Genomic DNA, 26032 nt, shown 5'->3' with positions numbered 1-26032 from the left:
GTCCTGGGGGCGGCGACGGAAACGGAAGGGATCAGGACCGGGCGTCCTCGGCCCGGGCCGCTCGGGCCGCGTGCTTCTCCTTGATGCGCACGGCTTCCTTGCGGACCTCGGCCTGGGTGGTGCGCTCCTGGCGGAGCCACTCGGGGTCCTCCTGCTTGAGCGCGTCGATCTGCTCGGTGGTGAGCGCCTCGGTGACCCCGCCGCGGGCGAGGCCCGAGATGGAGACGCCGAGCTTGGCGGCGACGACCGGCCGGGGGTGCGGGCCGTTGCGTCGCAGCTCGCGCAGCCACTCGGGCGGATCGGCCTGGAGCGCGTTGAACTCGGTGCGCGAGACGACACCCTCCTGGAACTCGGCGGGGGTGGCCTCTAGGTACACACCCAGCTTCTTCGCCGCGGTCGCGGGCTTCATCGTCTGGGCGGTCTTGTGCGACGTCATGCGTACCAGGGTATCGAGCATGTGCACCACCCCTGACCAGGGCCGGTAACCTGGCGGAGTGACAAGCTCGGAAGAAACCCCGTCGTTCCGGCTCGCGTACGTTCCCGGGGTGACCCCCGGCAAGTGGGTGGGCATCTGGAACGAGCGGCTGCCGGACGTCCCGCTGACCCTCGTGGCCGTGGAGGCCGCCGAGGCGTCCGACGCGCTGCGGGGGCGTGCCGCCGACGCCGGGCTGGTACGGCTGCCGGTCGACCGGACGGTCCTGAGCGCCATCCCGCTCTACACCGAGACGACCGTGGTGATCGTCCCGAAGGACCACGCCGTCGCCTCGGCCGAGGAGATCACGGTGGCCGACCTGGCCGACGAGATCGTGCTGCACCCGCTCGACGACATCCTCGGCTGGGAGCGGCTTCCGGGGCGGCCCGCGATCGAGCGCCCGGCCACCACGGCGGACGCCGTCGAGCTGGTGGCGGCGGGCATCGGGGTGCTCGTCGTCCCGCAGTCGCTCGCCCGCCTCCACCACCGCAAGGACCTCACCTACCGGCCGGTGTCGGACGCCCCCGGGTCGAGCGTGGTGCTGTCCTGGCCGGAGGAGGAGACCACCGACCTGGTGGAGGAGTTCATCGGCATCGTCCGGGGGCGGACCGTCAACTCCACCCGGGGCCGGCCGCGCTCCCGCGTGGAACCGGAGAAGAAGCAGGAGGACGCCCGGCGCAAGCCCGCCCCCGGCCGGGCGGCCGGGAAGCAGGGCGGCGGCTCGTCCGGCGCCCGGAAGCCGCGGACCGGCACCGGCGGGGCCAAGCAGGCCAAGGCCGCCAAGCGGGGCAGGCCCCGCCGCCGGTCCTGACCGGCAGGCCCCGCCCCCGGTCCGCCCGGCCCCCGTCCGCCGGGCACGACCTCAGCGCCGCCGGAGCCGCGCCTTCGGCTCCGGTACGAGCCGCACGGCGCCGTTGAGGAGATGGTCGATCAGGTCGTGCGAGGGCTTGTCCGTGAGGTTGGTCAGCAGGCGGGCCATGGTGTTGAGCAGGAACGGCGACCCCATCACGTACCGGTTGAGGACCGGCTGGAAGCCGGAGCGGCTGAAGACGAGGTCGGCGGCCGTGTTGCCGAGGCGGTAGTAGCGTCCCCAGCGGCGGTTCATCTCGACCGGGTAGCCGCGCAGCACCCGCTCGCGGCGGGCGCCCCGGGGCAGTGCGAGGGCCAGCGTGACGGAGTCCGCGGCGACCTCGCCCGCCTCCATGGCCTGGGCGATGCCCTCCCCGTTCCAGGGGGAGACCATGCCGCCCGAGTCGCCGACGAGCAGCAGCCCGCGGGTGTAGAGCGGGTGGCGGTTGAAGCCCAGCGGCAGGGCCGCGCTGCGGACCGGCCCCTGCGCGTTCTCCTCGCGCAGTCCCCAGGACTCCGGCGTACGGGCCAGCCAGCCGTCCAGTACGGCACGCAGGTCCGCCTTGCCGTGCCGCCGGTGCGGCAGCGCGCCGAGGCCGACGTTGACGCGCCCGTCGCCCATCGGGAAGATCCAGCCGTACCCGGGCAGGAAGCGGTCGCTGTTCGGGAACGTGAGATCGGCCCAGAGCTCCAGGTACTCCTCCGTCGAACGCTCGGGGCTGTGGTAGTAGCGGCGGGCGGCCGTCGCGATCTGCCGGGCCGGGTCGCGCTCGACCCCCATGGCGAGGGCGAGCCGGGCCGAGGCGCCGTCGGCGGCGATCACGACCGGTGCGTGGAAGGCCAGCGGCTCCTTCTCCTCGGTGACGGCGGCGACGCCCGTGATCCGGCCGACCCGGTCGGTCAGCGGCTCGGTCACCTTCACGCCGGTGCGCAGCCGGGCCCCGGCGTCGGCCGCGTGCCGGGCCAGGATGTCGTCGAAGTCGTGCCTGCTGCGGGAGAGGCCGAAGTCCGGGTACTGGCCCAGCGCCGGCCAGTCGATGTGCACCTGGTGCTTCCCGGCGATCCAGCGCATGCCGCGGGAGCGCATCCAGCCCGGCGCCTTGATGTCGACGCCCATCCTGATGAGCTGGTGCACCGCGCGCGGGGTCAGGCCGTCCCCGCACACCTTCTCCCGGGGGAACCGGGACTTCTCCAGCAGCAGGACGTCGACACCGGCTCTGGCCAGGTGGAAGGCGGCGGACGAGCCCGCGGGCCCCGCCCCCACCACGATCACCTGGGCCTCCTCGGCCGGGCCGTGCTCGGACGGCGCGTGTGACGTGGACCGCTCTGGCGTCGTGTCCCGCATCGGGGTTCCCTTCCTGGAGCCGGTGCCGTACCGGGGACGGCAGTCGTCCGCACATCATCGATCATGGACGGCCGGTCCGTGGGTGATCCGGGAAACCTCCACCCTCCTGTGCGCGGGCCACGACGCGAAGCGGCCGGAGCGGTGACGGTCCACGTTTCCGTCCGCGCGAGGAGCGCCGCACGAGCACCACGGACGGGTCCCCACCGCAGGCGCGGAACCACCCGGCGCCACGGCTTCCCGGGCCGCGGAACGCCGACGCCCACCGGAACCGGCACCCGGTCACTTCGGCGCGAGGACGAACCAGACCTGCCCCGCCGCGAAGGTCATCCGCTCGCCGTCCGGGGTGGTGAACTCCGTGGTGTCCCCGGCCGAGGGGCGCGACCAGCGCGCCTCGTACTCCTTGCCGTCCCGCAGCACCAGCGCGGACCCGGAACCCACGGTCTCGGTGTACGGGGAGGTGCTGCCCCACTTGTCCCGGTACGCGGACGGGCGCACCGTCACGTACTGCACCACCACATCGGCCGCGCGCAGCCGGGCCCCGTCGGCCGTACGGGCCGGGGCGCCGTCCATCGACACCAGCCAACGGCGCTCCCCGGCGGACCAGGTGAAGGCGAGACTCGCCTCCGGATAGCGGACCGTACGGCCGGTCACGGCCCGGCCACCGGGCACGGCGGCGGCGAACCGCAGTCCGAGGTCCTCGGCCGCGTTCACTCCCGAGGTGACCCGCGGGGCCTTCCCGGGGCGCAGGTAGAGGTCGTGCGGAGCCGCCCGTCCCTGGGCCCGGTAGAACGCGCCCGGGTCCTGATCGGGGGTCAGCCGGTTCAGCGGCGCCGCCGCGATGACGGGGAGGAGCTTCGACTGCGCGCCGGAGAAGGCGAGCGTCGGCCGGTCGAACTGGCGGAGCAGCTCCAGATCGGTCTCCCGGGCGCTGCGCACCGGGCCCACCGTGGACGGCAGCCGGGAGGAGTAGACCGCCATGATGCGGCTGAGACCGGCCTCGACCTGCTCCACGTAGACGAGGTCCGCCGCGTCCAGTCCGGACTGCGGGCGCGCGGGGGCGACGTTGTCGACCTTCACGGCGAGGACATGACCGCGCCCGCCGGTGGATGCGGGCGGTGCGGTGCTGCTGGACGGGGCGCCCTTGCCGCCCTGGCAGCCGGCCAGGGCGGCAACGAGCAGTGCCAGCGCGACCGGCACCGCGGCGACCGGTCTCCTCGGCCGGATTGCGTGCATGGGGGCCGTCCCTTCCGAGCCGGCCGGCCGGGCGCCCCGGGCCGGACACCGCGCGCCACGACGGCTCGCCGCCCTCATCATCACGCGGACCGGGGCCCCGGACGCTCCACCGGCCACGGCGCGGCGCGCCGCGCGGGTGCCGGGATCAGTAGGGCAGGGGACGGCCGGACGGGGTGCGCAGATCGAGCGGCGGCGGCGGTCGGTGCGGGGTCTGTGGTCGTCGGACGATCCTGATGCGGCCCACGGCCATCACCTCCTGACGGTAACCCGTCATATGCCCGGCGGGCGGACCGTTCATGCGGCCACCCGCCGATTGTCCTGGCCACCGGCCGTGATCGGCCGAATCGTCCCACCAGTCATATGAGGGAAGGAATATGACGGAGTGTCCGGTCGGCCGGACCGCCGCCGAACGGCAGGGAAGGGGAAGGCGCCATCTTCCCGGCGCACGGAGGACAGTGTGGCCGCGCGCTCGCTATCCTCCCGGCCATGAGTCATGAGCACGGCAAGGGTGGAGGGTCCGGCGAGGCTCCGCGGAGCGCCGGGTGACCGAGGGCGTCGGCCCCGCGCCGGACGCCCGTACCGCCGAGGCGTGGCGGGTCTTCGGCACCCGGCTGCGCCAGTGGCGCAGACGCGCCGGACTCACCCAGGTGCAGGTGGGGGCCCGCGTCGGATACGACCACACGGCCATCAGCAAGCTGGAGCACGGCACCCGCCGCACCCCGCTGCCGCTGGCCCGCCGACTGGACGGGCTGATGTCGGCGGACGGGGCGCTCCTCGCCGCCTGCGAGGAGGCGGAGGCGGCCGGGGCGGGCGGCACGGGCGAGGAGTCTCCGGCCGTGCTCCCGCCACCCGGGCCCGCCCGCCGGGGCCCACTGCCCGGTGAGCCCGCGGGCGCCGGCCTGCTCGCCATGCTGCCGCCGGACACCGTCCTGCCCACCCGCCTGCCCAGCTACGGCCTGATGTGCCCGGTGCACGGGCGGGGCGGCTGCACCGTCCCGGTCCTCGCCGACGTCGTCGCCCTGCACGCCGCCTTCTGCGCCCTCGGCCCGGCCACCGTCGACGCCCCGCCGCTGGACCTCGACACGGTGCACGCCCTGACGGCGCTGCTCGCCGCCTGCCTGCGCGCCGACGAGGAACGCGCCTGGCCCGGGGCGACCGCCGTGGTCGAGCGCACCCTGCACGCGATGCTCCGCTGGATGGCCCTGCCCGCGGCGCCCTACCAGCGCCAACTCGCGCCCCTGGCCGCGGAGTACGCCCAGTCGGCGGGCTGTCTGCGGCTGCTGTGGGGCCGCAACGCCACCGCGATGGCCTGGCTCGACCGCTCCCTGGGCTGGGCCGGACTGGCCGGGCACATCGGGACGGAGGTGGCCGCGCTCGGCGACATGAGCACCCTGGCCCGGCTGGAGGGCGACGGCCCGTCCGCCGTTGCCTACGGGGGAGCGATCCGGCAGGCCGCCGCGGGCCGGTACTGGGCGGGCGCGATGAGCGATCTGTACCTGGCGCGCGGCCACGCCGTCCGGGGCGACGCCCGCCAGACCCTCGCCCACATCGACCGCGCCTGGTCCCAACTGGACCGAGTCGGCGAGCGGGACGAGACGGAGGCGCCCTGGCTCTCCGTCGCCTCCGTCCGACTGCGCGTGGAGTCCGGTGCCGCCGGGGCGCTGCGGGACCTCGCCGCGGCGACGGGGGACCGCCGGCTGGCGCTGCGCGCGGTCGGGACGGCCCGCTCCGCGCTGGGGCTGCTCCCGCCCGGGATGCACTCGGCGCGGATGCTCTTCCTCGCCCGGATGGCGGACGCCCACGCCTGCGCCCGCGACCCGCAGGCGGCGATCGACATCGCCGGGCCGGTGCTCGACACCACCGAGATCAACGCGTCGACCCTGCTCGGCCAGGAACTGCGCGGCCTGCACGTCCGGCTGGCGGCCGGTCACGACGACCGGCCGGAGACCGAGGACTTCATCAGGCGGCTGGCCGCCGTCGTCCGCTGAGAACGCCGGAGGCGGGACGTGTCCGCACACGCCCCGCCCCGGCTGGAGCCCGGAAAGACCCCGGATCAGCTCGCGTCGAGCGCCACGTCGTCCAGGACGAAGCTCGTCTGGAGGTAGGCGTCCTCCTTGCTGGCGAATCCGAGGGTGACCGTCTGGCCGGCGAGGTCACCGACGTCGAAGGTCTTCTGGACGTAGGAGTTCGTCGCGTCCGCGTTGGAGTACGTCGCGAGCGTCCTGGTGCCCAGCTTCACGGTCAGCGTGTCGTACGCCGTCGGGTCGCCCGCCGACTCGCCGGTGTCGATGCGCAGGTAGAACGACAGCTTGTACGCCGAGCAGCCCGAGGGGATCGTCACCGACTGCGAGAGCGTGTCGGAGTGCGTCGATCCCCAGCCGCCGAGCCAGGCCTGGTACGCGCCCGTGTGGGCCGGCTTCTCCGACGTCCGGTTGTTGATCACACCGTCCGACTGGGACCACGGGGCGGTGCCGCTCTCGAAGCCGCCGTTGCCGACGACCTGCTTCGGCTGGCAGCTGCCGCCACCGCCCACCACCAGCGAGTACGTGGTGGTGTGGGTGGCCTTGCCGGTCCCGGTCACCGTCAGGGTGTACGTACCGGCCGTGGCCTGGGCCCCGGCGGCGACGGTCATCGTCGAGGAGGAGCCCGACTGCACGGACGCCGGGGCGAAGGAGACGGTGACCCCGCTCGGCGCGCCGGAGGCCGTCAGCTGCACGGACTGCGCCGAGCCCGCGGTCGTGGCGGTGGAGACCGTGGCGGTCACCGAGGCGCCCGGCTGGACGCTGCCCGAGACCGGGCTGACCGAGACGGAGAAGTCGTCGGCGGGCGCGGTGGTGCCGACCGCCGTCTTCCACAGGGTGTACGCCACACCGTCCGCGCTGCGGTCGAGCGCGGTCGCGTTGATGTTGGACGTGGTGTCGCAGGACGAGTGGTAGCAGGGGTCGTAGGAACGGCCCGCGGTCCCGCCCCACTTCGCGGCCTGCGCCGACGTCTTGGTGGCGCTGGCGCCGGTCGCGTATCCGGAGGTGGCGATGCCGACCTGCTGGAACGAGTAGTCGTCGGACCGGCCCCGGCCCTCGACGTCCTCCTCCGGCGCCAGGTTCAGCGAGTCCCAGTACTCCTTCATCGGGGCCGAGGCGGCCGAGTTGACGTTGTTGATGAAGTAACCGGCGTTGGTCGAGGCGACCATGTCGAAGTTGTAGTACGCCTTGACGGCACTGCGCTGGGCGGAGCTCAACTGGCCGACGTAGTAGGCGGATCCCTGCATGCCCTGCTCCTCGCCGGTCCACCAGGCGAAGCGCACGTGCTTGGTCATGGTCGGGTTCTGCTGGGCCAGGACGAGCGCGTTCTCCAGCAGCGTCGCGGAACCGGAGCCGTTGTCGTTGATGCCGGGACCGGCCGAGACCCCGTCCAGGTGGGCACCGAACATGACGGTCTGGTCGGACGGGCCGCCCGGCCAGTCGGCGATCAGGTTGTTGCCGCCGTAGGTGCAGCTGGTGCAGGGCTGCTCGCTGACGGTGTATCCGGCGGCCTGGAGCTTGCCCTTCACATAGGCGACGGACGCCGTGTAACCGGCGCTCCCGGCGCGGCGGTGGCCGCCGTTCTGGGTCGCGAGGGTGTTCAGCTGCGCGAGGTGGGCCTGGATCTTGGCGACGTCGATGTCGGGCGCGCCGCCGCCCGGGTTGCCGCCCCCGCTGGTGACGGTCAGGGTGTACTGCGCGGTGTGGCTCTGGGTGCCGTCACCCTTCACCGTGAAGGTGTACGGGCCGGGCGTGGCGGCGGAGGACGCCGACACGGTCATCGTCGAGGTGGCACCGGCCTGCACCGAGGCGGGGCTGAAGGTCGCGGTGACGCCGCTCGGCAGACCGCTCGCCGACAGGGTGACCGTCTGCGCGCTCCCGGAGCTGACCGTGGTCCGCACCGTGGACGTCACCGAGGCGCCCGCCTTCACGGTGCCGGACGACGGGTCCAGGGACAGCGAGAAGTCGTTGTTGCCGCTCGGCGTACAGGTCGGGTCGCCGGTCTGGGCGGGGACGCTGATGGCGTCCCAGGCGGCCCTGGCCCGGTCGAAGAAGACACAGCTCGGGTCGAGGTTCTTCGCGGCGGTCAGCGTGGCCGTGCGGTACCGCTTGTACGTCATCCCGCTCGTCTTCAGCAGCATGCCGCCGTAGAAGACCTTGCCGGCGTTCTGGATGCCGATGCCCGTGACGGAGGAGCTGTTGCAGGTCGGGCTGGTCGGCTTGCCCCCGCCGGGGTTCGAGCCCTCGGCCAGCAGGTAGAACCAGTGGTTGAGCGGCCCGGCCGCGGCGTGCTCCTCGGTGTTGGGTATGGAGGAGCTGTAGCAGTTCGGGTCGCCGATCTGGCCCGGGTTGTACATGATCCGGATCGGCCCGTTGCCGACCAGGTTGATCTTCTCGCCGACGGTGTAGTCGGGGTCGTCGTACGGGGCCGGCTCATTGGTGTACGCCTCGGTCAGGGCACCCATGATGTCGCCGGTGGCCTCGCCGAGCCCGGACTCGTTGTTGGCGCCGCCCGGGGTGTACTGGTCGATGCCGTGGCCGAACTCGTGGCCGACGACGTCCATCGCGCCGATCCACTGGTTGGCGTTGTTGTGGCCGATGGAGACCGAGGAACCGTCCCAGTAGGCGTTGACGTCGTTCAGCCCGACCTTCACCGGCCAGCTGCCGCCGTTGCCGTTGTGCCCGTTGCGGCCCAGCCAGTCCTTGAGCATGTTCCACTCGTGCTGCGCCGCCCACATCACGTCGACGCAGCCGGTCTCCTTGCTGGAGGCGTTGCCGGTGCCCCAGGAGTCCGTCGACTTGGTGAAGACCCCGCCGGTGCTGTAGTCGGCGCAGCTCAGGCCGGGCCGGTTCGGGTCGCGCAGCGAGAAGCTGCCGCCCGACGAGGTGGTGTCGATGGCCAGCGGGGACGGGCCGTTCCACTGGCTGTTGCCGGTGCCCGCCTTGACGTCGTCGTAGCTGTCGAGCACCTTGCCGGTGCCCGCGTCGACGAAGACATGGAGCCGGCTGGGCGCCTTCGCGGTGCGCCCGGCCAGGACCGTCTCCCAGGCCAGCCGGGAGTTCTTCCCGGTGGCGCGGACGACGAGCCGGTGGGACTCCACCCGCCGCACGGTACGCAGCTTCTCGCGGGAGGTCTTCTCGGCCGCCTTGGCGGAGACGGTCGGTGTGGTCGGCACGTTGATCCGCCGGGAGACCGCGGACTGGGTGCCGCGCACCCGGCCCTTCGAGTCGGCCACCACGACGGCGTCCCCGCCGACGACCGGCAGGCCGCGGTAGGTGCGCTGGTACGCGACGGAGTACAGACCCTTGATCCACGGGGTCACCATCTGCCGCTCGTACCGCTCCTCGGGGCCCTTCGCCAGGGTGTCGAGACCACTGGCGGCGGCCCGGTCGGCGGCCGTGACGGCGGCCGTGAGCGCGCTCGGGGCGGGCGCCGGCGGGGACGGTTCGGCGGACGCCGAGGGGGCACCCGTCGCCACCAGCATTGCGGCGAGGACGGCCAGGGTCGTCCCGGCCGTCATCGGTCTGAGATTCATCGAGGCTCCTTGAATCGGTGGGGGCCTCGACCACGGGCAGCCGCGTACCACGGCGCACATGCCCGGCCGTCGCCGACCGCCCGCGCCCCGGTGTCCGTGATCGAGCGACCGAACACTCACACGTGGTCATGGTCGCGTCAATGAACTGCGGTGCTGGTGGCGGTAGTTGGCAAGTTTGGTCAAGCCGCGCTGGTGGGATCGCACAACCGGCTTACGAGGCCGTTCACTCCAGCCCGGAGAGGGTGAACACCCGCAGCGCGTGCCTGCTGTCGACCTGCTCGGACAGGCGGCGCAGCGTCGTCACCCCGCACCGCAGGGTCCCGCGCTCCGCACTGCCCCGGGCGTCCGTGTCCACCCGGTGCCACAACGCCGGATTGGCCAGGAAAACCTCCGGATCGACCTCGACCCGCGCGCCCCCGGCGTCCCGGAACACCACCCGCCGGGCGACACCCTCCGGCCGGCACACCGCGACGAGCCGGTCGGTGCGCACGGTCCGCTCGCACAGCAGCCCCCGGCAGGACAGCCACCCGGCACCCGCCCGGACCCGGGGCGGCACCAGCACCGCGCACAACAGGGCCGCCAGCCCGGTCCACAACAGCGCGCGCGGCCCGGTGAGGCGCCCGGCCGCCCCGTCGACCCCCAGCAGCAGTACGAGCAGGACCACCGAGCAGTGCACCGCGAACCGCAGCTCGGCGGCCCAGCCGAGGTCATGGGCGAGCGTGCCGGAACGCACCGGACGCGGCCCGGTACGGGGGAGATGGTGTCGCATGACGGCGACGCTAGGCGGGCCGGCCGCGCCCCCGGCCGCCGTTGACGGACCGCTGACGTCGCGGCGCACGGTCCTGACGGTTGTTTGACGCCGGGCGGGGCGCGGAGGTCCTTGTCGAGGCGGGACCGGCGCCCGTACCGCCCGAAACCGCCTCCTGCCCCACAACAGAGCCAGGTACTAGTCGTCCTGATCGCCCTGGTCGCCGTCCTCCGAACCCTGCGCGGGGGGCAGTGGGGCGGTGGACGCGTCCTGCTGCCGCATGTCACCCGTCGCGGACGGGGCGGGGTCAGGGGTGCCGGAGTCGTCGGAGTCCGGGGAGAACAGGGTCATCCCCACGTACACGGCCGCGATGAAGGCGACCGTGCCGGCGATGGCGCTCGCGACCCGGGGGCGGCGCCGGATCGCTTCCCGGGCGCTGGTGCCGGTGATCCGGGTGGGCGCGGACCGGTCCGGCTGACGGCGTCGGTGCCCGCTCGACTGCGGCAGCCGGTACGTCGCCTGGCCCGCGCCCTGCTCGGCCGCGCCGGGCTGCGGGGCCGCGCCGTACGGAGGAACGCCGGCAGGTGCGTGCGGGAGCCCCGGCATCGCCGGGGCGGGCCCGGCGGCCGGGTGCGGGGCGGGCGCGTACATCGGCAGCGGCTCCGGCTGCCCCCGCCACGCGTCGCTCTGGAACCACTCGGCGACGTCCTGGGCGCTCGGCCGGTCCTCGGGCTGCTTGGCGAGCAGACCGAGGAGGTAGGAGTCGAAGGCCGGGGGCAGGTCCACACCCCGCTGCCGCAGCGGCACGGGCGGGGTGTCGACATGTTGATAGAGCGTCGCGGTCGCCGTGTCGGAGCGGAACGGCGGCTCGCCCAGCAGGAGTTGGTAGATGACACAGCCGAGGGAGTACATGTCGGACGCCGAACCGGCCGTGCGCCCGAGAGCCCGCTCCGGGGCGAGATAGAGGCTGGTGCCGACGATCTGCCCCGTGGTGGTCAGTGCCGCGGACGGGTCGTCGACGAACTGGGCGATCCCGAAGTCGCCGATCTTGACCGCGCCCTCGGCGTCCAGCATCAGGTTCCCGGGCTTGATGTCGCGGTGCACGATGCCCTGGCGGTGGGCGGCGGCGAGCCCGGCGGCCGCCTGCCCGGCGATCCGGGCGACCCACTCCGCGCCGAGCCGCTCCTCCGCCGCGAGGACGGCACCCAGGCTCCGGCCCTCGATGAGCTCCATCACCAGGTAGAAGCGGTCCTCCCAGGCGCCGAAGTCGAACACCGCCACCAGGTGGGGGTGGCTCAGCCGGGCCGCGGTCTGCGCCTCCAGCCGGAACCGGGCGGTCGCCGACTCGTCCGCGTGGTCGCCCAGCAGCAGCTTCACCGCGACGGCCCTGCCGAGCACTTCGTCGGCGGCACGCCACACCTCGCCCATGCCGCCGCGGCCGATGGGGGATATCAACCGGTACCGACCTGCTACCAGCACCTGTACACCATTTCTCGGATCGTGGGCCGCTTCTGCATCTGATGCCACGGCGGCGACCCGATCGCAACCGGGAGGGTGGGGGGCGCGCGGCAAGATCAGGATATCGGTCCGCCGAGCTCCGAAGACCGCCGAGCGGCATCGCCGTCCGGCATGCCCGGCATGCCCGACCCTGATCACCTCCGGTCGGCCGCCGCTGTCCGGCCCACCGATTCGACCAGCGGCAGCAGCCGGTGCGCGACCCGCTCGCGCAACGCCACCTCCGTACGCGTCCGCACCACCCCGGGCAGCTGGATCAACCGCTGGATCACATCCTCCAGATGTCCGTTGTCACGGGCCACCACCCGGGCCAGCAAATCGCCGCCGCCCGTCGTCGAGAACGCCTCCACGATCTCCGGCACCTCGGCGAGCGCCTCGCCGACCTCGTCCAGATGCCCCTGGGTCACCTCGAGATGGACGAAGGCCAGCACCGGATGGCCCAGCGCCGCCGGGGACAGCACCGGACCCGTGCCGGTGATCACACCGTCCCGCTCCAGCCGGTCGATCCGCGCCTGGAGGGTGCCCCGGGCGACGGAAAGGATGCGCGCGTACTCGCGGACGCTGGTACGCGGCTGCTCGATCAACAACCGGAGGATTCGGGTGTCGAGATCGTCCACCGCCATGGTCCGCTGGCCTCTTCCTGGTCCGGCAATTCGGGCTGTGACTGTACCAACGGCACAGTTCGGACGTGCTGCCGACCGTCCGGTTCCACCCGTTCCCGCCCCTGACCGCCGGTCATACCCGTAGTCCCAGGGAGCTACGGGACAGGTTCACACCCCGGTGGGACGCCGACTACCCGGCCCGGTCCCTAGCTTCTGTACCACTCCGCTCCCCGCCCGCCCCTCCCCGAAGCCGCCAGGCACGGAAGGAACCGCCTCGTCATGCCGTCCTCACCCCGCACCGGTCGACTGCGCCGGGGTCTGCTCGCCGGGCTCGTGGCCGCCTCGGTCGCCGTGCCGGTCTCCGGCATGGCGCGCCCCGAGGCCGTCCCGGCGCCCGCACCGGCCGCCCGGAACCCGCTGGGCACCGCCGCCCCGGCGGCCCTCGCCGAGCGGTACGCGGCCACCCGGACCGACATCGTCGCGGCCGAACGCGCGGCGGCCGGCCACGGGGACCGCGTCCGGGCCGCCGCACTCCACGAGATGGCCGGCCCCGCCCGCACCTTCCTCACCTTCGACGGGCGCGACGGCGGCCGCTCCGCCGAGGTCTTCGGCGACCTGGCGCGGGCGGAACGGATCGCCGTACTCGTCCCCGGCGCGGGCATCGGCCTCGACCACTACTGGCGGCTGCGCGACGGATCGCGCGCCCTGCTCCGCGAACTGGGCGGCCGCTCCGCGGTGATCGCCTGGCTCGGATACCCGACCCCGGACACGGTGAGCGCCGGCGCCGTCACCCCGGACCGAGCCATCGCGGCGGCCCCCGGACTCGTCGACTTCACCCATGAGCTGGAACGGCTCAAGCCCGATGCCCGGACCGCACTGCTCTGCCACTCCTACGGCACCGTCGTCTGCGCGCGGGCCGCGCACGGAGTACGGGCCGCCGACATCGTCCTGTACGGCAGCCCGGGAACCGGCTACCCGGACGCCGCCGCCCTGCGCACCGGGGCGACCGTTTGGGCGGGCCGCGCCGGCGGCGACTGGATCGCCGACGTGCCGCACGTCCGGCTGCGACTGCCCTTCCTGGAGCTGGGTTTCGGCACCGACCCCGTCTCGCCGCGGTTCGGCGCCCGGATCTTCGCGGCGGGCGACGGGGGCCACGGCGACTACCTGAAGAGCGGCTCCGAACCACTGCGGAACATCGCCCGGATCGTGGTCGGCCGGGCCGGATCCGAACCGACCCGGGGAGAACGCCATGCATGACGTCACCCGGCGGATCGAATCCGCCGCAACCACCACCACCGACCGCGACCGCGCCCTCGACGCCCTGCGCGCCCTCGCCATCCTCGGCGTCGTCCTCGGCCACTGGCTGGTGACCGCCCTGGTCGCTGACAGCGGCACCGTGCACGGCGCCAGCCCGCTGCGCGAACTCCCCGAACTCGTTCCGGCCACCTGGCTGTTCCAGACCCTGGCGGTCTTCTTCCTGGTCGGCGGGGTGGTCGGGGCGCGCAGCCATGCCACGGCCCGCGCCCGGGGCGAGAGCTACGGCCGCTGGCTGCGGGCCCGGACCGTCCGGCTGCTGCGCCCGACCGCCGTGCTCCTGGCCGTGTGGGCCGCCGTGGCGGTCGCCCTGCTGGCCTCCGGCACCGACCAGGACACCGTGCGGGCCCTGGGCAAGCTGGTCTGGTCGCCGCTGTGGTTCGTCGTGGTCCTCATGGGCCTCACGGCAGCCACCCCCCTGGTGGCACGGCTCCATCCGCTCTGGCCGTTCGCCGTCGTGCTCGTCGTCGACCTGTACCGCTTCGGACTGGACGCCCCCACCGCGCTCGCCTCGGTCAACGTGGCGGCCGGCTGGCTGGTGCCGTACTGCCTCGGCGCGGCCTGGGCGCGCGGCGAGCTGTGCGGCCGCCGGACCGGCTGGACCCTGCTGCTCGGCGGCGCCGCGGCCACCGCCGCGCTCGTCCGCTGGGGCGGCTCCCCCGCGTCCATGGTCGGTGTGCCCGGCACGGAGATCTCCAACCTCGACCCGCCGACCCTCGCGGTGGTCACCTTCGGCCTCGCGCAGTGCGGCGCGGCGCTGCTCCTGCTCGGCCCGCTGCGCCGGATGCTGCGGCGCCCCGCTCTCCGGGCCGGGGTCGCCGTACTCAACCTCTCCGCCATGACGGTGTTCCTCTGGCACCAGACCGCGATGATCGCGGTCACCGCGCTCGGCCTGACGGCCCCAACCCCCCTGCCGGGCCTGCACACCCCGCCCGACCACCCCGGCTGGGTGCTCGCCCGGCTGGCCTGGCTGCCGGTGTTCGCCGTCGCGCTGGCGCTCTGCCGGGCGGCCTTCCATGGGTACGAGCGGCGGCGTCCGCGCGGAGAGAGCCCGGTCGTCGGAGCGGAACGCCCCCGACGGACGGCGGCCGGAGGTGTCTAAGGTGCCAACCGTGAACGGGGAATACACGGTGAAACGTTCGGTACGGTGGCTGCGGGCCCTGCCCCGTACGCTGCGCGAGGACCTTCTGACGACGCGGGAGGACCCGAACAGGAGCTACGGGAAGCCGCGTTGGCTGGAGTGGCGACCGGTCATCATGGTGCCGCTGGTGATGGTCGCGGCGGGCCTGCTCGTCGCCAACACCAACCTGTACGCCTTCCAGTTCGGTGCGGGCATCCAACTCGGCCTCCCCTTCGCCGTGGTCCAGACGGTGGCGCTCCTCGCCGTCCTGTACCGCCCGGTCCCGGCCTGGTGGGCATCGCTGCTCGTGACGGTGGTGGTCACCCCGTTCGCCGCCAACGCCGCCTCCGCGCCGGAGGAAATCCTCTTCGGAGCCAACCCTTTCGCGGGGCCCGAGCCCTCCGTGTACCCCTGGAACGCGACCTGTGTCGCGGTGCAGGCCGGGGTGCTCTTCCTGCTCGCCCTGAGGGTGCGGCCCAGGGTCGCCGTCGAAGCCCTGGCGATCACCGTACTGGTGGGACTCGCCTGCGACGCGGCGGTCTCCCGGGGCGGGGGCCCCGGCCCCCGACTCGCCCTCGTCGTCCTCGTCGTCGTCACGATGCTGGGCGCCGCCCTGCGCGGCCTGTCCGTGGCCCGTACCCGACTGGTCGTGCAGGAGGGGCTGACCGCCGAGGAGCGCGCCCGACGCACCCTGCTGGAGGAACGCAACCGCATCGCCCGCGAACTCCACGACGTGGTCGCCCACCACATGTCCGTCATCTCCATCCAGGCCCAGGTCGTCCCGCACCTGGTCGACAACCCCTCCGACGAACTCCGGGAGAACGTCGAGGGCATCCGCCGCAACGCGGTCGACGCCCTCACCGAACTCCGCCGCGTCCTCGGCGTACTGCGCTCCGAGGACCCCCTCCCGCAGGCGGACCGGCACGCCCCGCAGCCCACCCTCGACCGGCTCGACGACCTCGTCGGCAACGCGCGCGCGGCCGGACTCGACGTCACCGCCACGGTCACCGGGGAACGGCGCCCGCTGTCGCCCGGCGTCGAACTGTCGGCCTTCCGCATCGTGCAGGAGGCGCTCAGCAACGCGATCCGGCACGCCCCCGGCGCCCGGGTCCGGGTGGAGATCGGCCACCAACCGGACGCGGTCGTGGTCCGGGTCACCAACACCAGACCGGACCGGGCCGCCCCACCCGCCCGCGACGGGGGCCACGGCCTGCTCGGCATGCGTGAACGCACCGCGATGCTGGGCGGCGAACTCGCCACCGGAGCCACCCCCGACGGGGGATTCGACGTCACTGCGATACTTCCCGCACTGCCCCCGGCGGAGCCCGTCCGCCGACCCGTCCGCCCCGCCGACCCCGCAGAGGATCCCCGATGACGGACATCCGCGTCCTGATCGCCGACGACCAGATGATGGTCCGCCAGGGCTTCACGGTGCTGCTGAACGCCGAACCCGGAATCGAGGTGGTCGGCCAGGCGGTGGACGGCGCCGACGCGGTGGAGAAGGTGGCCGAACTCGCCCCGGACGTCGTCCTGATGGACATCCGGATGCCCCGGCTCGGCGGCATCGAGGCGACCCGCGCCGTCACCGGGGCCGACGGCGCCACCACCAAGGTCCTGGTCCTGACCACCTTCGATCTCGACGAGTACGTCTACGAGGCGCTGCGCGCCGGGGCCTCCGGATTCCTCCTGAAGGACGCCTCGGCCGATGAACTCGCCCACGCGGTACGGGTGGTGGCCGAGGGCGACGCGCTGCTCGCCCCCAACATCACCAAGCGGCTGATCGCCGAGTTCGCCCGGGTGAGCGCCGCCCCGCGCCCCCCGGCCGGGCGGGCGGGGGAGCTGACGGAGCGCGAGACCGAGGTCCTGGCGCTGATCGCCCAGGGGCTGTCCAACACCGAGATCGCCGGACGGCTCGTGGTGGCGGAGCAGACCGTGAAGACCCATGTGGGCCGGATCCTGGCCAAGCTCGGGCTGCGCGACCGGACCCAGGCCGCGGTCCACGCCTTCGAAACCGGCCTGGTGCGCCCCACCGGATACTGAACAACCACCTTTCACACGGCAGTTGGCTGCCTCTTGCAGGTAGCGTACTGCCGGGTACCGTCCCGCCCGCACCCTCATCACACCGGTGACCGGACGCCCCCTGGGCCGCCCCGGTGAGCCGTCATGCCGTGACCGGGCTCCGGGCTGCCCGCTTCCGTACGAATCCGACCGTTCCCCGCCTGCCGAAGGAAACCGAGAACCACATGGGCTCCACCCTCGTCATCACCAACGACTTTCCGCCACGTCAGGGCGGTATCGAGACGTTCGTGCACGCGATGGCCACCCGCGTCCCCGACGACGACGTGGTCGTCTACACCTCGCACGAGCCCGGTGACGCCGCCTACGACGCCGGCCTGCCGTTCCCCGTGGTGCGCGACCCGGCCCGGACGCTGCTGCCGACCGGGCGGGTGACCCGCAGGGCCGTCGAGATCGCCGAGGCGCACGGCTGCGACCGGGTCTGGTTCGGCGCCGCCGCCCCGCTGGCCCTGATGGCGCCGGCCCTGCGACGCGCCGGGGTGCGGCGCATCGTGGCCACCACCCACGGCCACGAGATCTGGTGGGCCAGGACGCCCGGCGCGCGCCAACTCATGCGCCGAATAGGCACCGGTGTCGACGTGGTCACCTACCTCGGGCAGTACACCCGCGCCCGGATCGAGCCCGCGCTCGGTCCCCGGGCGAGCATGAGCCGGCTGGTCCCCGGGGTCGACCCCGAGGCGTACCGCCCCCGCGCCGACGCCGGACCGGACCCGCGCACCGCGCTCGGGCTGGGAGACGCGCGCATCATCCTCTGCGTGGCCAGACTGGTGCCCCGGAAGGGTCAGGACACTCTCATCCGGGCGCTGCCGTTGATCCGGCGGCGGGTGCCCGACGCGGTGCTGCTGGTGGTGGGGAAGGGGCCCGACGAGGCGCGGCTGCGCAAGCTGGCGGCCCGGCACGGCGAGGGGGCCGTCCACTTCGTGGGCGGGGTCCCGCACAGCGGCACACCGTCCTACTACGCCGCGGCGGACGTCTTCGCGATGCCCTGCCGCACCCGGCGGGCCGGTCTGGAGGCGGAGGGGCTCGGCATCGTCTTCCTGGAGGCGGCGGCGAGCGGACTGCCTGTGGTCGTCGGCGACTCGGGCGGCGCCCCGGACACCGTCCTCGACGGCCGGACCGGCCGGGTGGTGGACGGCACCGACACCGGGGCCGTGGCCGAGGCGCTGACCGGCGTCCTCCTCGACCCGGACCGTGCCGCGATGGGCGCCGCCGGCCGTGCCTGGGTCGAGGAGTCCTGGTCCTGGGACGCGTCGGCCCGCCATCTGACCCGGCTTCTGACCCCCGTCGACGAGGAGCCGCCGGGCACCGTGTGAGCGGGACCGCCCGGGAGTCCGATACCGCTGCGCCCGGGGCCGCGCCCGCCGGACGGCTCCGGCGGGCGCGGGTTCACGGCCGGGCGGCCCGTTCGGCGGCGTCCAGCGCGGGCGCGAGCGGGGCCAGTGCCGCGCGGAGCCGGTCGGCCAGGGGGCCCGAGGGCACGACCAGCCCTCCGGCCCCGGGGCTCCCGGCGGGCCGCAGCCACTCCTCCAGCGCGATGCGGACCGCCGCCGCCACACTCGCCGCGAGGACACGGGCCGTCTGCGCTCCGGTGCCGCCCAGCCGTTCGGAGATCACCGCGGCGAGCGGCGGTTCGATGGCGGCGGTGGTCCCGAGGAACGCCTCGCGCAGCGCGGTCCGCGTGGTGATCAGCAGCAGCGCCCGGGGCGCCTGCTCGCCGGTGTCGGTGTACTGCCCGACCACCGCCTCGGTGACGGCGTCGGCCAGCCGCACTCCGGCCGGACGGGCCGCGACCGCCGCCGCGATCCGGGTCTCCCGGTCGTCGGTGACGGCGGAGACGATCGCCTGCTCGCGGCTGGCGAAGTAGTTGTTGTAGGTGCGCGGCGAGACCCCGGCCGCCTCGGCGATGTCCTCGACCCGTACCTGGTCCGGTCCGTGCTCCATGGCCAGGCGCAGCGCCGCCTCGCGCAACGCCGCACGAGTCGCCTGCTTCTTCCGTTCCCGCAGACCCGGTGGTGGTGTCGTCATGGCGACAGCCTCCCACGTGAAAATGCGTGCACGCAAACTTGCGTGCACGCATTTTTTACGTCAGCCTCGGTGCCTCCGGGAGTGAGAGGAAGGACGCCACCGTGCGAGCAAGAGGAATGACCTACGACACCGGATTCGTCCGGAACGGCCGGACGGCCCGGGAGCGGCTCGACCCCGAGGTGGTCCGGCGCGAACTCGCCGTCATCCGCGACGACCTGCACTGCAATGCCGTCCAGGTCATCGGTGGCGACCCGGACCGGCTGGAGCTGGCCTCAGGGATCGCCGCGGAGCTCGGTCTGGAGGTCTGGTTCTCGCCCTACCCCCTGGAGCTGGAGCCGGAGCGGATCCTCGCGCTCTTCGCCGACTGCGCCGAGCGGGCCGAACGGATCCGGCGGCGGGGAGCCGACGTCGTCTTCGTCGCGGGGGTCGAGCTGAGCGTGATGAACCGGGGCTTCCTGCCCGGCGGGACTCCCGAGGAGCGGGTCCAGGGGCTGATGGGGCGGCCCGAGCGGCGGGGCGAGGCGATGGGCGAACTCGGCGTCCGTATAAACGCGTTCCTCCGCGACGCCGCGGCCACCGTCCGCGAGCGGTTCGGGGGGCGGCTCACCTACGCGGCCATCCAGTTCGAGCAGATCGACTGGGACCCCTTCGACATCACCACGTTCGAGCTGATCCGCTCCGCCGAGATCGCCCATCTGTTCCGGGACGCGGTGCGCACCCTGGTCCGGGGGTCGAAGCCGCTCGCCATGACCGGGTTCGGCACCGCGGCCTACCTCGGCGCGGGGGACCGCGGCGGGCGCGTGCTGGACGTGGTCGAGCACGATCCGGAGACCGGCGCGCCGGTGCGGCTCGACGGCGTGTACGAGCGCGACGAGGCCGGTCAGGCCGCCTACCTGGACGAACTGCTGGAGGTCTTCGAGACCGAGGGCGTGGACAGCGCGTTCGTGTTCCTGTTCGCCCTGTCCGGCTACCCGCACCGCCCGGACGGCGACCCCCGGGACGACCTGGACCGGGCCGGGCTCGGCATCGTCAAACTCCTCGAAGGCCGTCGCGGGCACACCTACCCCGACATGGAATGGGAGCCCAAGGAGGCCTTCGCGGCGGTGGCGCGGCGGTACCGGCGGTGACGCCCCCGCGCGCGGCCTTCGGCTACGATGCCGGCTCGCGCTCCATCACGTAGGTGTTCCCGATGTCGGGGTCGCCGTAGAAGAAGAACAGCACCGGAGCGTCGCGCTTGTCGCGGTCCACGTGGAAGCTCCACGAGTACGTCGACGGGGCGTCGGTGTCCGAAGTGCCGGGGTCCGGGGTGTCGGTGGACGTCCCGGGCGAACGCCGGTCCACCCGTGTCCGGTCCGTCAGCCTGAGCCGGACGGTCTGCCCGCCACTGCTGTCGGCCAGCCGCCAGGTCCCCCGGCCGGAGAGGCGCCAGCCGTCGTCGAAGTCGAAGTCCTGTCCGTCGAGTTTCTCCAGAACGGCCGTGCCGTCCTGGCGGAGGGCGACGCGGGTACCCTCGACGCACTTCCAGTTCCCGGCGAGCTCCGCCGACGTGGCGTCGTGGAGCCCGGTTCCGTCGTAGTACTGATAGGGCCCGGCGCACGCCGTCGCCGGAACGGCCGTCGCGACGATCATCAGGGTTCCGAGGAGGGTCCGCCGTGTGCGCGGCCCGTACCCACCCGCCATCAGGACCTCCCGTACGCGGTCCGTACCGGCCGGACCGTCGGGAAGCAGACTCCCATACCCCTGTTGAACACGTTCAACAGGGGTATGGGGCAATGCTCTAGAGCGGCGTGACGTACGCGCCGGAGATCCCGCCGTCCACCAGGAAGTCGGTGGCGTTGACGAAGGAGGAGTCGTCGCTGGCGAGGAAGGCCACGGCGGCGGCGATCTCGGTGGCCTCGGCGAAACGGCCGACCGGGATGTGCACCAGCCGGCGGGCGGCCCGCTCCGGGTCCTTCGCGAACAGCTCCTGGAGCAGCGGGGTGTTGACCGGCCCGGGGCAGAGCGCGTTGACCCGGATGCCCTCCCGCGCGAACTGCACGCCCAGCTCCCGCGACATCGCCAGCACCCCGCCCTTGGACGCGGTGTACGAGATCTGCGAGGTGGCCGCGCCCATCCTGGCCACGAAGGACGCCGTGTTGATGATGGAGCCCTTGCCCTGGCGGCGCATGTACGGGATGGCCGCCTTGCAGCACAGGTAGACGGAGGTGAGGTTGACCTCCTGCACCCGGCGCCAGGCGTCGAGCCCGGTCTCCAGGATGGAGTCGTCCTCGGGCGGCGAGATCCCCGCGTTGTTGAAGGCGATGTCGACCGAGCCGTAGGTGTCGAACGCCGCCCTGAACAGGGCCTCCACCTGCTCGGCGTCGGTCACGTCGGTACGGACGAAGAGGCCGCCGACCTCCTCCGCGGCGGCCTTGCCGTGCTCCTCGTCCACATCGGCGCAGACGACGTGCGCGCCCTCGGCGGCCAGCCGTCGCGCGGTGGCCAGCCCGATGCCGCTTCCGGCCCCGGTGACGACGGCGGTACGACCGGTCAGGCGGCGGCAGACACTGGTGGTGTCGGTCATGGTGCTCAGTCCTCCGTGCTGATGAAGATGTTCTTGGTCTCGGTGAACGCGGTGAGGGCGTCGGGGCCGAGCTCGCGGCCCAGCCCGGACTGCCGGTAGCCGCCGAAGGGGGTGGCGTACCGGACGCTGGAGTGCGAGTTGACCGAGAGGTTCCCGGCCCGCAGCCCCTGGCCGACCCGCAGCGCACGGCCCACGTCCCGGGTCCACACGGACCCGGACAGTCCGTACTCCGTCGTGTTCGCCAGCCGCACGGCGTCCGCCTCGTCGTCGAACGGCAGCACCACGGCGACCGGGCCGAAGACCTCCTCGACGGCGACCGGGGCGTCGGGATCCACCCCGAAGAGGACGGTCGGCGGGTACCAGAACCCCGGGCCGTCGGGCGCCGATCCGAGGATCGTGCCCGTCCCGGCCGACGGCGCGCCGGCCACGAAGGAGCGCACCCGGTCCCGCTGGGCGGCCGAGATCAGCGGCCCCATCGCGGTCTTCTCGTCGGACGGGTCACCGACCACCACGCCCGCGACCGCCGGTTCCAGCAGCTCCAGGAAGCGGTCGTGGACCGACCGTTCGACCAGGATGCGGGTGCGGGCGCAGCAGTCCTGTCCCGCGTTGTCCAGGAAGGACATGGGGGCGGCGGCCGCCGCGGCCGGCAGATCGGCGTCGGCGAAGACCACGTTCGGGCTCTTGCCGCCGAGCTCCAGGGTGAGCCGCTTCACGCGGTCGGCGCAGCGGGCCATGATGTGCTTTCCGGTCCGGGTGGAACCGGTGAAGACGATCTTGGCGACGCCGGGGTGCTCCACCAGGGCGGCACCGGCCACCGGCCCCTCGCCCGGCAGCACCTGGAGGAGTCCGTCGGGCAGACCGGCCTCCAGGGCCAGTTCGGCCAGGCGCAGTGCGGTCAGCGGGGTGGTCTCGGCGGGTTTGAGCAGGACGGCGTTGCCGGCGGCGAGCGCCGGCGCCGCACCCCAGGCGGCGATCGGCATCGGGAAGTTCCAGGGCGCGATGACGCCGACGACGCCCAGCGGCTCCAGCAGGGTGAAGTCGATGCCCCCGGAGACCGGGATCTGACGGCCCAGCAGCCGCTCGACACCGCCCGCGCAGTAGTCGAGGAGGTCGCGTACGTTGCCCGCCTCCCAGCGGGCGTTGCCGAGGGTGTGACCGGCTTCGCGGACCTCGGTCAGGGCCAGCTCCTCGACGTGCGCGTCGACCGCGGAGGCGAACCGGCGGAGCAGCCGGGCGCGGTCGGCGGGTGCCGCGGCGGCCCAGACGCGCTGGGCCGCCGCGGCGCGGACGACGGCCGCGTCGACATCGGCGGCGGTGGCGGCCGGGACGGTGGCGACCACCTCGGCGGTGGCCGGGTTCAGGACGTCCAGGGTCGGTCGTGCGTCCGTGGTGGGTGCTGCGTTCGGGTGGGACACGTACGGGCCTCGATCGGGAGTGGCGGACGGGGCGGGGGAGGAGATCACAGGCGTTCGAAGGAGCGCCGGAGTTCCCAGTCGGTGACGGCGGCGTCGTAGGCGGCCAGTTCGACACGGGCCATGTTCAGGTAGTGCGCGACGACCTCCTCGCCGAACACCTCCTTGGCGATGGGGCTGGCCTCCCACAGGTCGGCGGCCTCGCGCAGGGTGGTGGGCACCTGCTCGTACCCGGCGGTGTAGGCGTTGCCCGCGCAGGGCTCCGGGAGCGCCAGCCCCTTCTCGACGCCGTACAGCCCGGCGGCGACCAGCCCGGCGGTGGCGAGGTACGGGTTGACGTCGCCACCGGGCAGCCGGTTCTCGAAGCGGCGGGAGGAGCCGTGCCCGACCACGCGCAGCGCGCAGGTGCGGTTGTCGTGGCCCCAGGCGACGGCGGTCGGCGCGAAGGAGCCGGGCTGGAACCGCTTGTAGGAGTTGATGTTCGGCGCGTACAGCAGGGAGAAGTCGCGCAGCGCGGCGAGCTGCCCGGCGAGGAAGTGGCGCATCAGCTCCGACATGCCGTCCGGGCCGTCACCGGCCATGGCGTTCACGCCGTCGGCGTCGGTGAGCGAGAGATGGATGTGGCAGGAGTTGCCCTCGCGCTCGTCGTACTTGGCCATGAAGGTGAGCGCGACGCCCTCCTGCGCGGCGATCTCCTTGGCGCCCGTCTTGTAGACGGCGTGCTGGTCGCAGGTGACCAGCGCCTCGTCGTAGCGGAAGACGATCTCGTGCTGTCCGAGGTTGCACTCGCCCTTGGCGGACTCGACGGTCAGTCCGGCGCCCCGCATCTCGTTGCGGATGCGGCGCAGCAGCGGTTCGACGCGGCCGGTGCCGAGGATGGAGTAGTCGATGTTGTACTGGTTGGCCGGGGTCAGCCCCTGGTAGCCGCGGTCCCAGGCCTGCTCGTAGCTGTCCTTGAAGACGATGAACTCCAGCTCCGTCCCCACCTGGGCACGGAGCCCGAGGGCGGCCAGCCGGTCCAGCTGGCGGCGCAGCACCTGGCGCGGTGCGGCGGCGACCGGGCTGCCGTCGTCCCAGGCGAGGTCCGCCAGCAGCATCACGGTGCCCTGGTGCCAGGGCACCGGCCGCAGCGTCGCCAGGTCCGGGAGCATCGCGAAGTCGCCGTAACCGCGCTCCCAGGAGGACATCGCGTACCCGTCGACGGTGTTCATCTCGGTGTCCACCGCGAGCAGGTAGTTGCAGCCCTCGGTGCCGTGCTCCAGCACCTCGGCGAGGAAAAAGTCCGCGGCGAACCGCTTGCCCTGGAGCCGCCCCTGCATGTCCGGGAAGGCCAGCACGACGGTGTCGACGGACCCGTCCGCGACGAGCGCGCGCAGCTTCTCGACGGTCAGCGGGGGTGTGCGGTCTGCCACGGGATTCCTCCTTGGGTGCACCGGGATCCGTAAGGTATGACAGGAGACCATTGATTGGGAAGAGGGCCCGGCCGAGGGTGCCGGACCGGTGTTCCGGCCGCTCGTGGCGGGCGGGTGCGGAGGTCTTGACGGTGGCTGCTGACGGGAGATCACGTCATCCGTGTCGCCGTTCGATGCCTGCCTCTTGTGTTTCACCGGGCGTTCCACAAAGGTGTGCGGTTGAACCTTTGATCGACGACCGGTCCGTCTGCTCTCCCCGTCTCCCCGTATCCCAGCGACTCCGTGCCGACACGGAGCCGTCGCCACACGTCTGGAGCGCCCATGGCCCAGGGAACCGACACCCCCACCAGCCCACCCGGCGAACCGTCCGGCACCGACGCCTACCTGCACCGCCGCACCCTGCGCCGGGGCAGCGCGGGATGGCTGCTGCTCACCGGTCTCGGCGTCGCGTACGTCGTCTCCGGCGACTACTCGGGCTGGAACATCGGCCTGTCCAAGGGCGGCTTCGGCGGACTCGCGGCGGCCATGGTGCTGATGGGCCTGATGTACGCCTGCCTGGTCTTCGCGCTCGCCGAACTCTCCGCCATCCTGCCCACCGCGGGCGGCGGTTACGGCTTCGCCCGCCGGGCGCTCGGCACCTGGGGCGGCTTCCTGACCGGAACGGCCATCCTCATCGAGTACATCCTCGCCCCCGCCGCCATCTCGCTGTTCATCGGCGACTACGTCGAATCCCTCGGTCTGTTCGGGCTCACCTCGGGCTGGCCCGTCTACCTCGTCTGCTTCGCCCTGTTCATCGGCATCCACCTCTGGGGCGTCGGCGAGGCGCTGCGGTTCAGCCTGGTCGTGACCGCCGTCGCGGTGGCCGCGCTGCTCGTCTTCGCCGTCGGCGCGCTCACCGACTTCGACGTCCACCGGCTCGACGACATACCGGTGGACCACGGCGCCTTCGGGGCGTCGAGCTGGCTGCCCTTCGGGCTGCTCGGCATCTGGGCCGCCTTCCCCTTCGGCATGTGGTTCTTCCTCGGCGTCGAGGGCGTGCCGCTCGCCGCCGAGGAGGCCAGGGACCCGGTCAGGTCGATGCCGAGGGCGCTGGCCATCTCGCTGACCGTCCTGGTGGGGCTGGCGGTGCTCACCTTCCTCGCCGCCACCGGGGCCCAGGGCGCCCGCGCCATCCAGGAGGCGGGCAATCCCCTGGTGGTCGCGCTGGAGGGCGGGGGCGGACCCACCGGCCTGAGCCGCTTCGTGAACTACGCCGGCCTCGCCGGACTGGTGGCGTCCTTCTTCTCACTGATCTACGCCGGCTCCCGTCAGCTCTTCGCGCTCTCCCGGGCCGGCTACCTGCCGCGCTTCCTCTCGCTGACCAATCGCCGCAAGTCCCCGTACCTCGGCCTGTTGATCCCCGGCGCGATCGGCTTCACCCTGGCCGCCTGGATCGGCAACGGCGGCCGGATCCTGAACGTCGCCGTCTTCGGCGCCACCATCAGCTACGCCCTGATGGCGCTCTCCCACATCGTGCTGCGCCGCCGCGAACCAGCGCTCGAACGCCCCTACCGCACCCCGGGCGGCGCGCTGACCTCCTCCGTGGCGTTCGTCCTGGCATGCTCGGCGCTGGTGGCGACCTTCCTGGTGGACCGGGACGCGGCGTTCATCGCCCTCGGCGTGTACGCGGTGGCGCTGGCCTACTTCGCGTTCTACAGCCGCCACCGCCTGGTCGCGGGCGCCCCGGAGGAGGAGTTCGCCGCCCTGGCGGTGGCCGAGGCCGAACTGTCACGCGACTGAACACCCCCGA

The 26032-nt window shown here is 73.2% G+C and carries 21 protein-coding genes; 9 read left to right on the top strand and 12 right to left on the bottom strand.

Annotated elements, in window-relative coordinates; all coding sequences use genetic code 11:
- Positions 1-31 precede the first annotated feature (31 nt).
- A complete protein-coding gene (locus ACWC97_RS01745) occupies positions 32-436 on the bottom strand; it encodes a DUF5997 family protein (protein ID WP_352274597.1) in 405 nt (134 codons plus the stop codon).
- A 58-nt stretch (positions 437-494) separates the two neighbouring features.
- Between ACWC97_RS01745 and ACWC97_RS01740 the strand changes: the two genes are divergently transcribed.
- A complete protein-coding gene (locus ACWC97_RS01740) occupies positions 495-1283 on the top strand; it encodes a LysR family substrate-binding domain-containing protein (protein ID WP_450646776.1) in 789 nt (262 codons plus the stop codon).
- Between the two features lie 51 nt (positions 1284-1334).
- On the opposite strand, the gene ACWC97_RS01735 is transcribed toward ACWC97_RS01740, so the two are convergent.
- Together ACWC97_RS01735 and ACWC97_RS01730 are read right to left on the bottom strand one after the other, a co-directional pair.
- On the bottom strand, positions 1335-2666 hold the full coding sequence (locus tag ACWC97_RS01735) for a geranylgeranyl reductase family protein (protein ID WP_385209354.1): 1332 nt from the start codon (positions 2664-2666) through the stop codon (positions 1335-1337).
- A gap of 279 nt (positions 2667-2945) precedes the next feature.
- Positions 2946-3899, bottom strand: a complete 954-nt coding sequence (locus ACWC97_RS01730) for a DUF3048 domain-containing protein (RefSeq protein WP_450646774.1) — start codon at positions 3897-3899, stop codon at positions 2946-2948.
- A gap of 542 nt (positions 3900-4441) precedes the next feature.
- Between ACWC97_RS01730 and ACWC97_RS01725 the strand changes: the two genes are divergently transcribed.
- Positions 4442-5887: a helix-turn-helix domain-containing protein gene (locus ACWC97_RS01725; protein ID WP_450646772.1), complete on the top strand. Its 1446-nt coding sequence runs from the start codon at positions 4442-4444 to the stop codon at positions 5885-5887.
- 65 nt (positions 5888-5952) lie between these two features.
- Here ACWC97_RS01725 and ACWC97_RS01720 read toward each other — a convergent pair whose 3' ends face one another.
- The 4 genes from ACWC97_RS01720 to ACWC97_RS01705 form a co-directional block, all read right to left on the bottom strand.
- Entirely contained in the window at positions 5953-9441 is a 3489-nt protein-coding gene (locus ACWC97_RS01720) for a M28 family peptidase (RefSeq protein ID WP_450647456.1), read from the bottom strand.
- A gap of 238 nt (positions 9442-9679) precedes the next feature.
- A complete protein-coding gene (locus ACWC97_RS01715; protein ID WP_450646770.1) occupies positions 9680-10225 on the bottom strand; it encodes a hypothetical protein in 546 nt (181 codons plus the stop codon).
- A 177-nt stretch (positions 10226-10402) separates the two neighbouring features.
- Complete coding sequence (locus tag ACWC97_RS01710; RefSeq protein ID WP_385209616.1) at positions 10403-11632, bottom strand: serine/threonine-protein kinase; 1230 nt, start codon at positions 11630-11632, stop codon at positions 10403-10405.
- Between the two features lie 224 nt (positions 11633-11856).
- Complete coding sequence (locus ACWC97_RS01705) at positions 11857-12342, bottom strand: Lrp/AsnC family transcriptional regulator (RefSeq protein ID WP_366293604.1); 486 nt, start codon at positions 12340-12342, stop codon at positions 11857-11859.
- A gap of 258 nt (positions 12343-12600) precedes the next feature.
- On the opposite strand from ACWC97_RS01705, the gene ACWC97_RS01700 reads away from it, so the two are divergent.
- From ACWC97_RS01700 to ACWC97_RS01680, 5 genes are all read left to right on the top strand, one after another.
- Entirely contained in the window at positions 12601-13578 is a 978-nt protein-coding gene (locus ACWC97_RS01700) for an alpha/beta hydrolase (protein WP_450646767.1), read from the top strand.
- A complete protein-coding gene (locus tag ACWC97_RS01695; RefSeq protein ID WP_450646765.1) occupies positions 13571-14737 on the top strand; it encodes an acyltransferase family protein in 1167 nt (388 codons plus the stop codon). The genes ACWC97_RS01700 and ACWC97_RS01695 overlap by 8 nt, the downstream gene beginning before the upstream one ends.
- Positions 14738-14747: 10 nt before the next feature.
- Positions 14748-16130, top strand: a complete 1383-nt coding sequence (locus ACWC97_RS01690) for a sensor histidine kinase (protein ID WP_450646763.1) — start codon at positions 14748-14750, stop codon at positions 16128-16130.
- A complete protein-coding gene (locus ACWC97_RS01685) occupies positions 16127-16795 on the top strand; it encodes a response regulator transcription factor (RefSeq protein ID WP_352274586.1) in 669 nt (222 codons plus the stop codon). Before ACWC97_RS01690 ends, ACWC97_RS01685 begins: the two co-directional genes overlap by 4 nt.
- A gap of 203 nt (positions 16796-16998) precedes the next feature.
- On the top strand, positions 16999-18144 hold the full coding sequence (locus tag ACWC97_RS01680; protein ID WP_352274585.1) for a glycosyltransferase family 4 protein: 1146 nt from the start codon (positions 16999-17001) through the stop codon (positions 18142-18144).
- Positions 18145-18217: 73 nt separating this feature from the next.
- Here ACWC97_RS01680 and ACWC97_RS01675 read toward each other — a convergent pair whose 3' ends face one another.
- Complete coding sequence (locus ACWC97_RS01675) at positions 18218-18856, bottom strand: TetR/AcrR family transcriptional regulator (RefSeq protein ID WP_450646760.1); 639 nt, start codon at positions 18854-18856, stop codon at positions 18218-18220.
- Between the two features lie 116 nt (positions 18857-18972).
- Here ACWC97_RS01675 and ACWC97_RS01670 point away from each other — a divergent pair, with 116 nt between their 5' ends.
- A complete protein-coding gene (locus tag ACWC97_RS01670; RefSeq protein ID WP_450647454.1) occupies positions 18973-19983 on the top strand; it encodes a hypothetical protein in 1011 nt (336 codons plus the stop codon).
- 22 nt (positions 19984-20005) lie between these two features.
- Here the strand turns inward: ACWC97_RS01670 and ACWC97_RS01665 are convergent, their stop codons facing one another.
- The 4 genes from ACWC97_RS01665 to ACWC97_RS01650 all read right to left on the bottom strand — a co-directional run bounded on the left by ACWC97_RS01665 (position 20006) and on the right by ACWC97_RS01650 (position 24243).
- A complete protein-coding gene (locus ACWC97_RS01665; RefSeq protein ID WP_450646758.1) occupies positions 20006-20485 on the bottom strand; it encodes a hypothetical protein in 480 nt (159 codons plus the stop codon).
- Positions 20486-20633: 148 nt separating this feature from the next.
- Positions 20634-21419: a 3-oxoacyl-ACP reductase gene (locus tag ACWC97_RS01660; protein ID WP_352274582.1), complete on the bottom strand. Its 786-nt coding sequence runs from the start codon at positions 21417-21419 to the stop codon at positions 20634-20636.
- 5 nt (positions 21420-21424) lie between these two features.
- A complete protein-coding gene (locus ACWC97_RS01655; RefSeq protein WP_450646756.1) occupies positions 21425-22834 on the bottom strand; it encodes an aldehyde dehydrogenase family protein in 1410 nt (469 codons plus the stop codon).
- A 44-nt stretch (positions 22835-22878) separates the two neighbouring features.
- Positions 22879-24243 (bottom strand): glutamine synthetase family protein, encoded by a 1365-nt coding sequence (locus ACWC97_RS01650; protein ID WP_352274580.1) that lies wholly within the window; start codon positions 24241-24243, stop codon positions 22879-22881.
- A gap of 321 nt (positions 24244-24564) precedes the next feature.
- Between ACWC97_RS01650 and eat the strand changes: the two genes are divergently transcribed.
- Entirely contained in the window at positions 24565-26022 is a 1458-nt protein-coding gene (gene eat / locus ACWC97_RS01645; protein WP_450646754.1) for an ethanolamine permease, read from the top strand.
- The last annotated feature ends 10 nt before the right edge of the window (positions 26023-26032 follow it).

The organism is Streptomyces sp. NPDC001108 (genome assembly GCF_053598535.1).
Note: the sequence above shows the minus strand (reverse complement) of the source record. Positions and strands in the feature narration are given on the sequence as shown.

Excerpts from the sequence above, each read along its gene's own strand:
- ACWC97_RS01720 (WP_450647456.1), bottom strand. The coding sequence starts at position 9,441 with ATGACGGCCGGGACGACCCTGGCCGTCCTCGCCGCAATGCTGGTGGCG.
- ACWC97_RS01700 (WP_450646767.1), top strand. The coding sequence starts at position 12,601 with ATGCCGTCCTCACCCCGCACCGGTCGACTGCGCCGGGGTCTGCTCGCC.
- eat (WP_450646754.1), top strand. The coding sequence starts at position 24,565 with ATGGCCCAGGGAACCGACACCCCCACCAGCCCACCCGGCGAACCGTCC.
- ACWC97_RS01680 (WP_352274585.1), top strand. The coding sequence starts at position 16,999 with ATGGGCTCCACCCTCGTCATCACCAACGACTTTCCGCCACGTCAGGGC.
- ACWC97_RS01710 (WP_385209616.1), bottom strand. The coding sequence starts at position 11,632 with ATGGGCGAGGTGTGGCGTGCCGCCGACGAAGTGCTCGGCAGGGCCGTC.
- ACWC97_RS01685 (WP_352274586.1), top strand. The coding sequence starts at position 16,127 with ATGACGGACATCCGCGTCCTGATCGCCGACGACCAGATGATGGTCCGC.
- ACWC97_RS01745 (WP_352274597.1), bottom strand. The coding sequence starts at position 436 with ATGACGTCGCACAAGACCGCCCAGACGATGAAGCCCGCGACCGCGGCG.
- ACWC97_RS01715 (WP_450646770.1), bottom strand. The coding sequence starts at position 10,225 with ATGCGACACCATCTCCCCCGTACCGGGCCGCGTCCGGTGCGTTCCGGC.
- ACWC97_RS01665 (WP_450646758.1), bottom strand. The coding sequence starts at position 20,485 with ATGATCGTCGCGACGGCCGTTCCGGCGACGGCGTGCGCCGGGCCCTAT.
- ACWC97_RS01670 (WP_450647454.1), top strand. The coding sequence starts at position 18,973 with ATGACCTACGACACCGGATTCGTCCGGAACGGCCGGACGGCCCGGGAG.
- ACWC97_RS01660 (WP_352274582.1), bottom strand. The coding sequence starts at position 21,419 with ATGACCGACACCACCAGTGTCTGCCGCCGCCTGACCGGTCGTACCGCC.
- ACWC97_RS01730 (WP_450646774.1), bottom strand. The coding sequence starts at position 3,899 with ATGCACGCAATCCGGCCGAGGAGACCGGTCGCCGCGGTGCCGGTCGCG.
- ACWC97_RS01695 (WP_450646765.1), top strand. The coding sequence starts at position 13,571 with ATGCATGACGTCACCCGGCGGATCGAATCCGCCGCAACCACCACCACC.
- ACWC97_RS01735 (WP_385209354.1), bottom strand. The coding sequence starts at position 2,666 with ATGCGGGACACGACGCCAGAGCGGTCCACGTCACACGCGCCGTCCGAG.
- ACWC97_RS01675 (WP_450646760.1), bottom strand. The coding sequence starts at position 18,856 with ATGACGACACCACCACCGGGTCTGCGGGAACGGAAGAAGCAGGCGACT.
- ACWC97_RS01705 (WP_366293604.1), bottom strand. The coding sequence starts at position 12,342 with ATGGCGGTGGACGATCTCGACACCCGAATCCTCCGGTTGTTGATCGAG.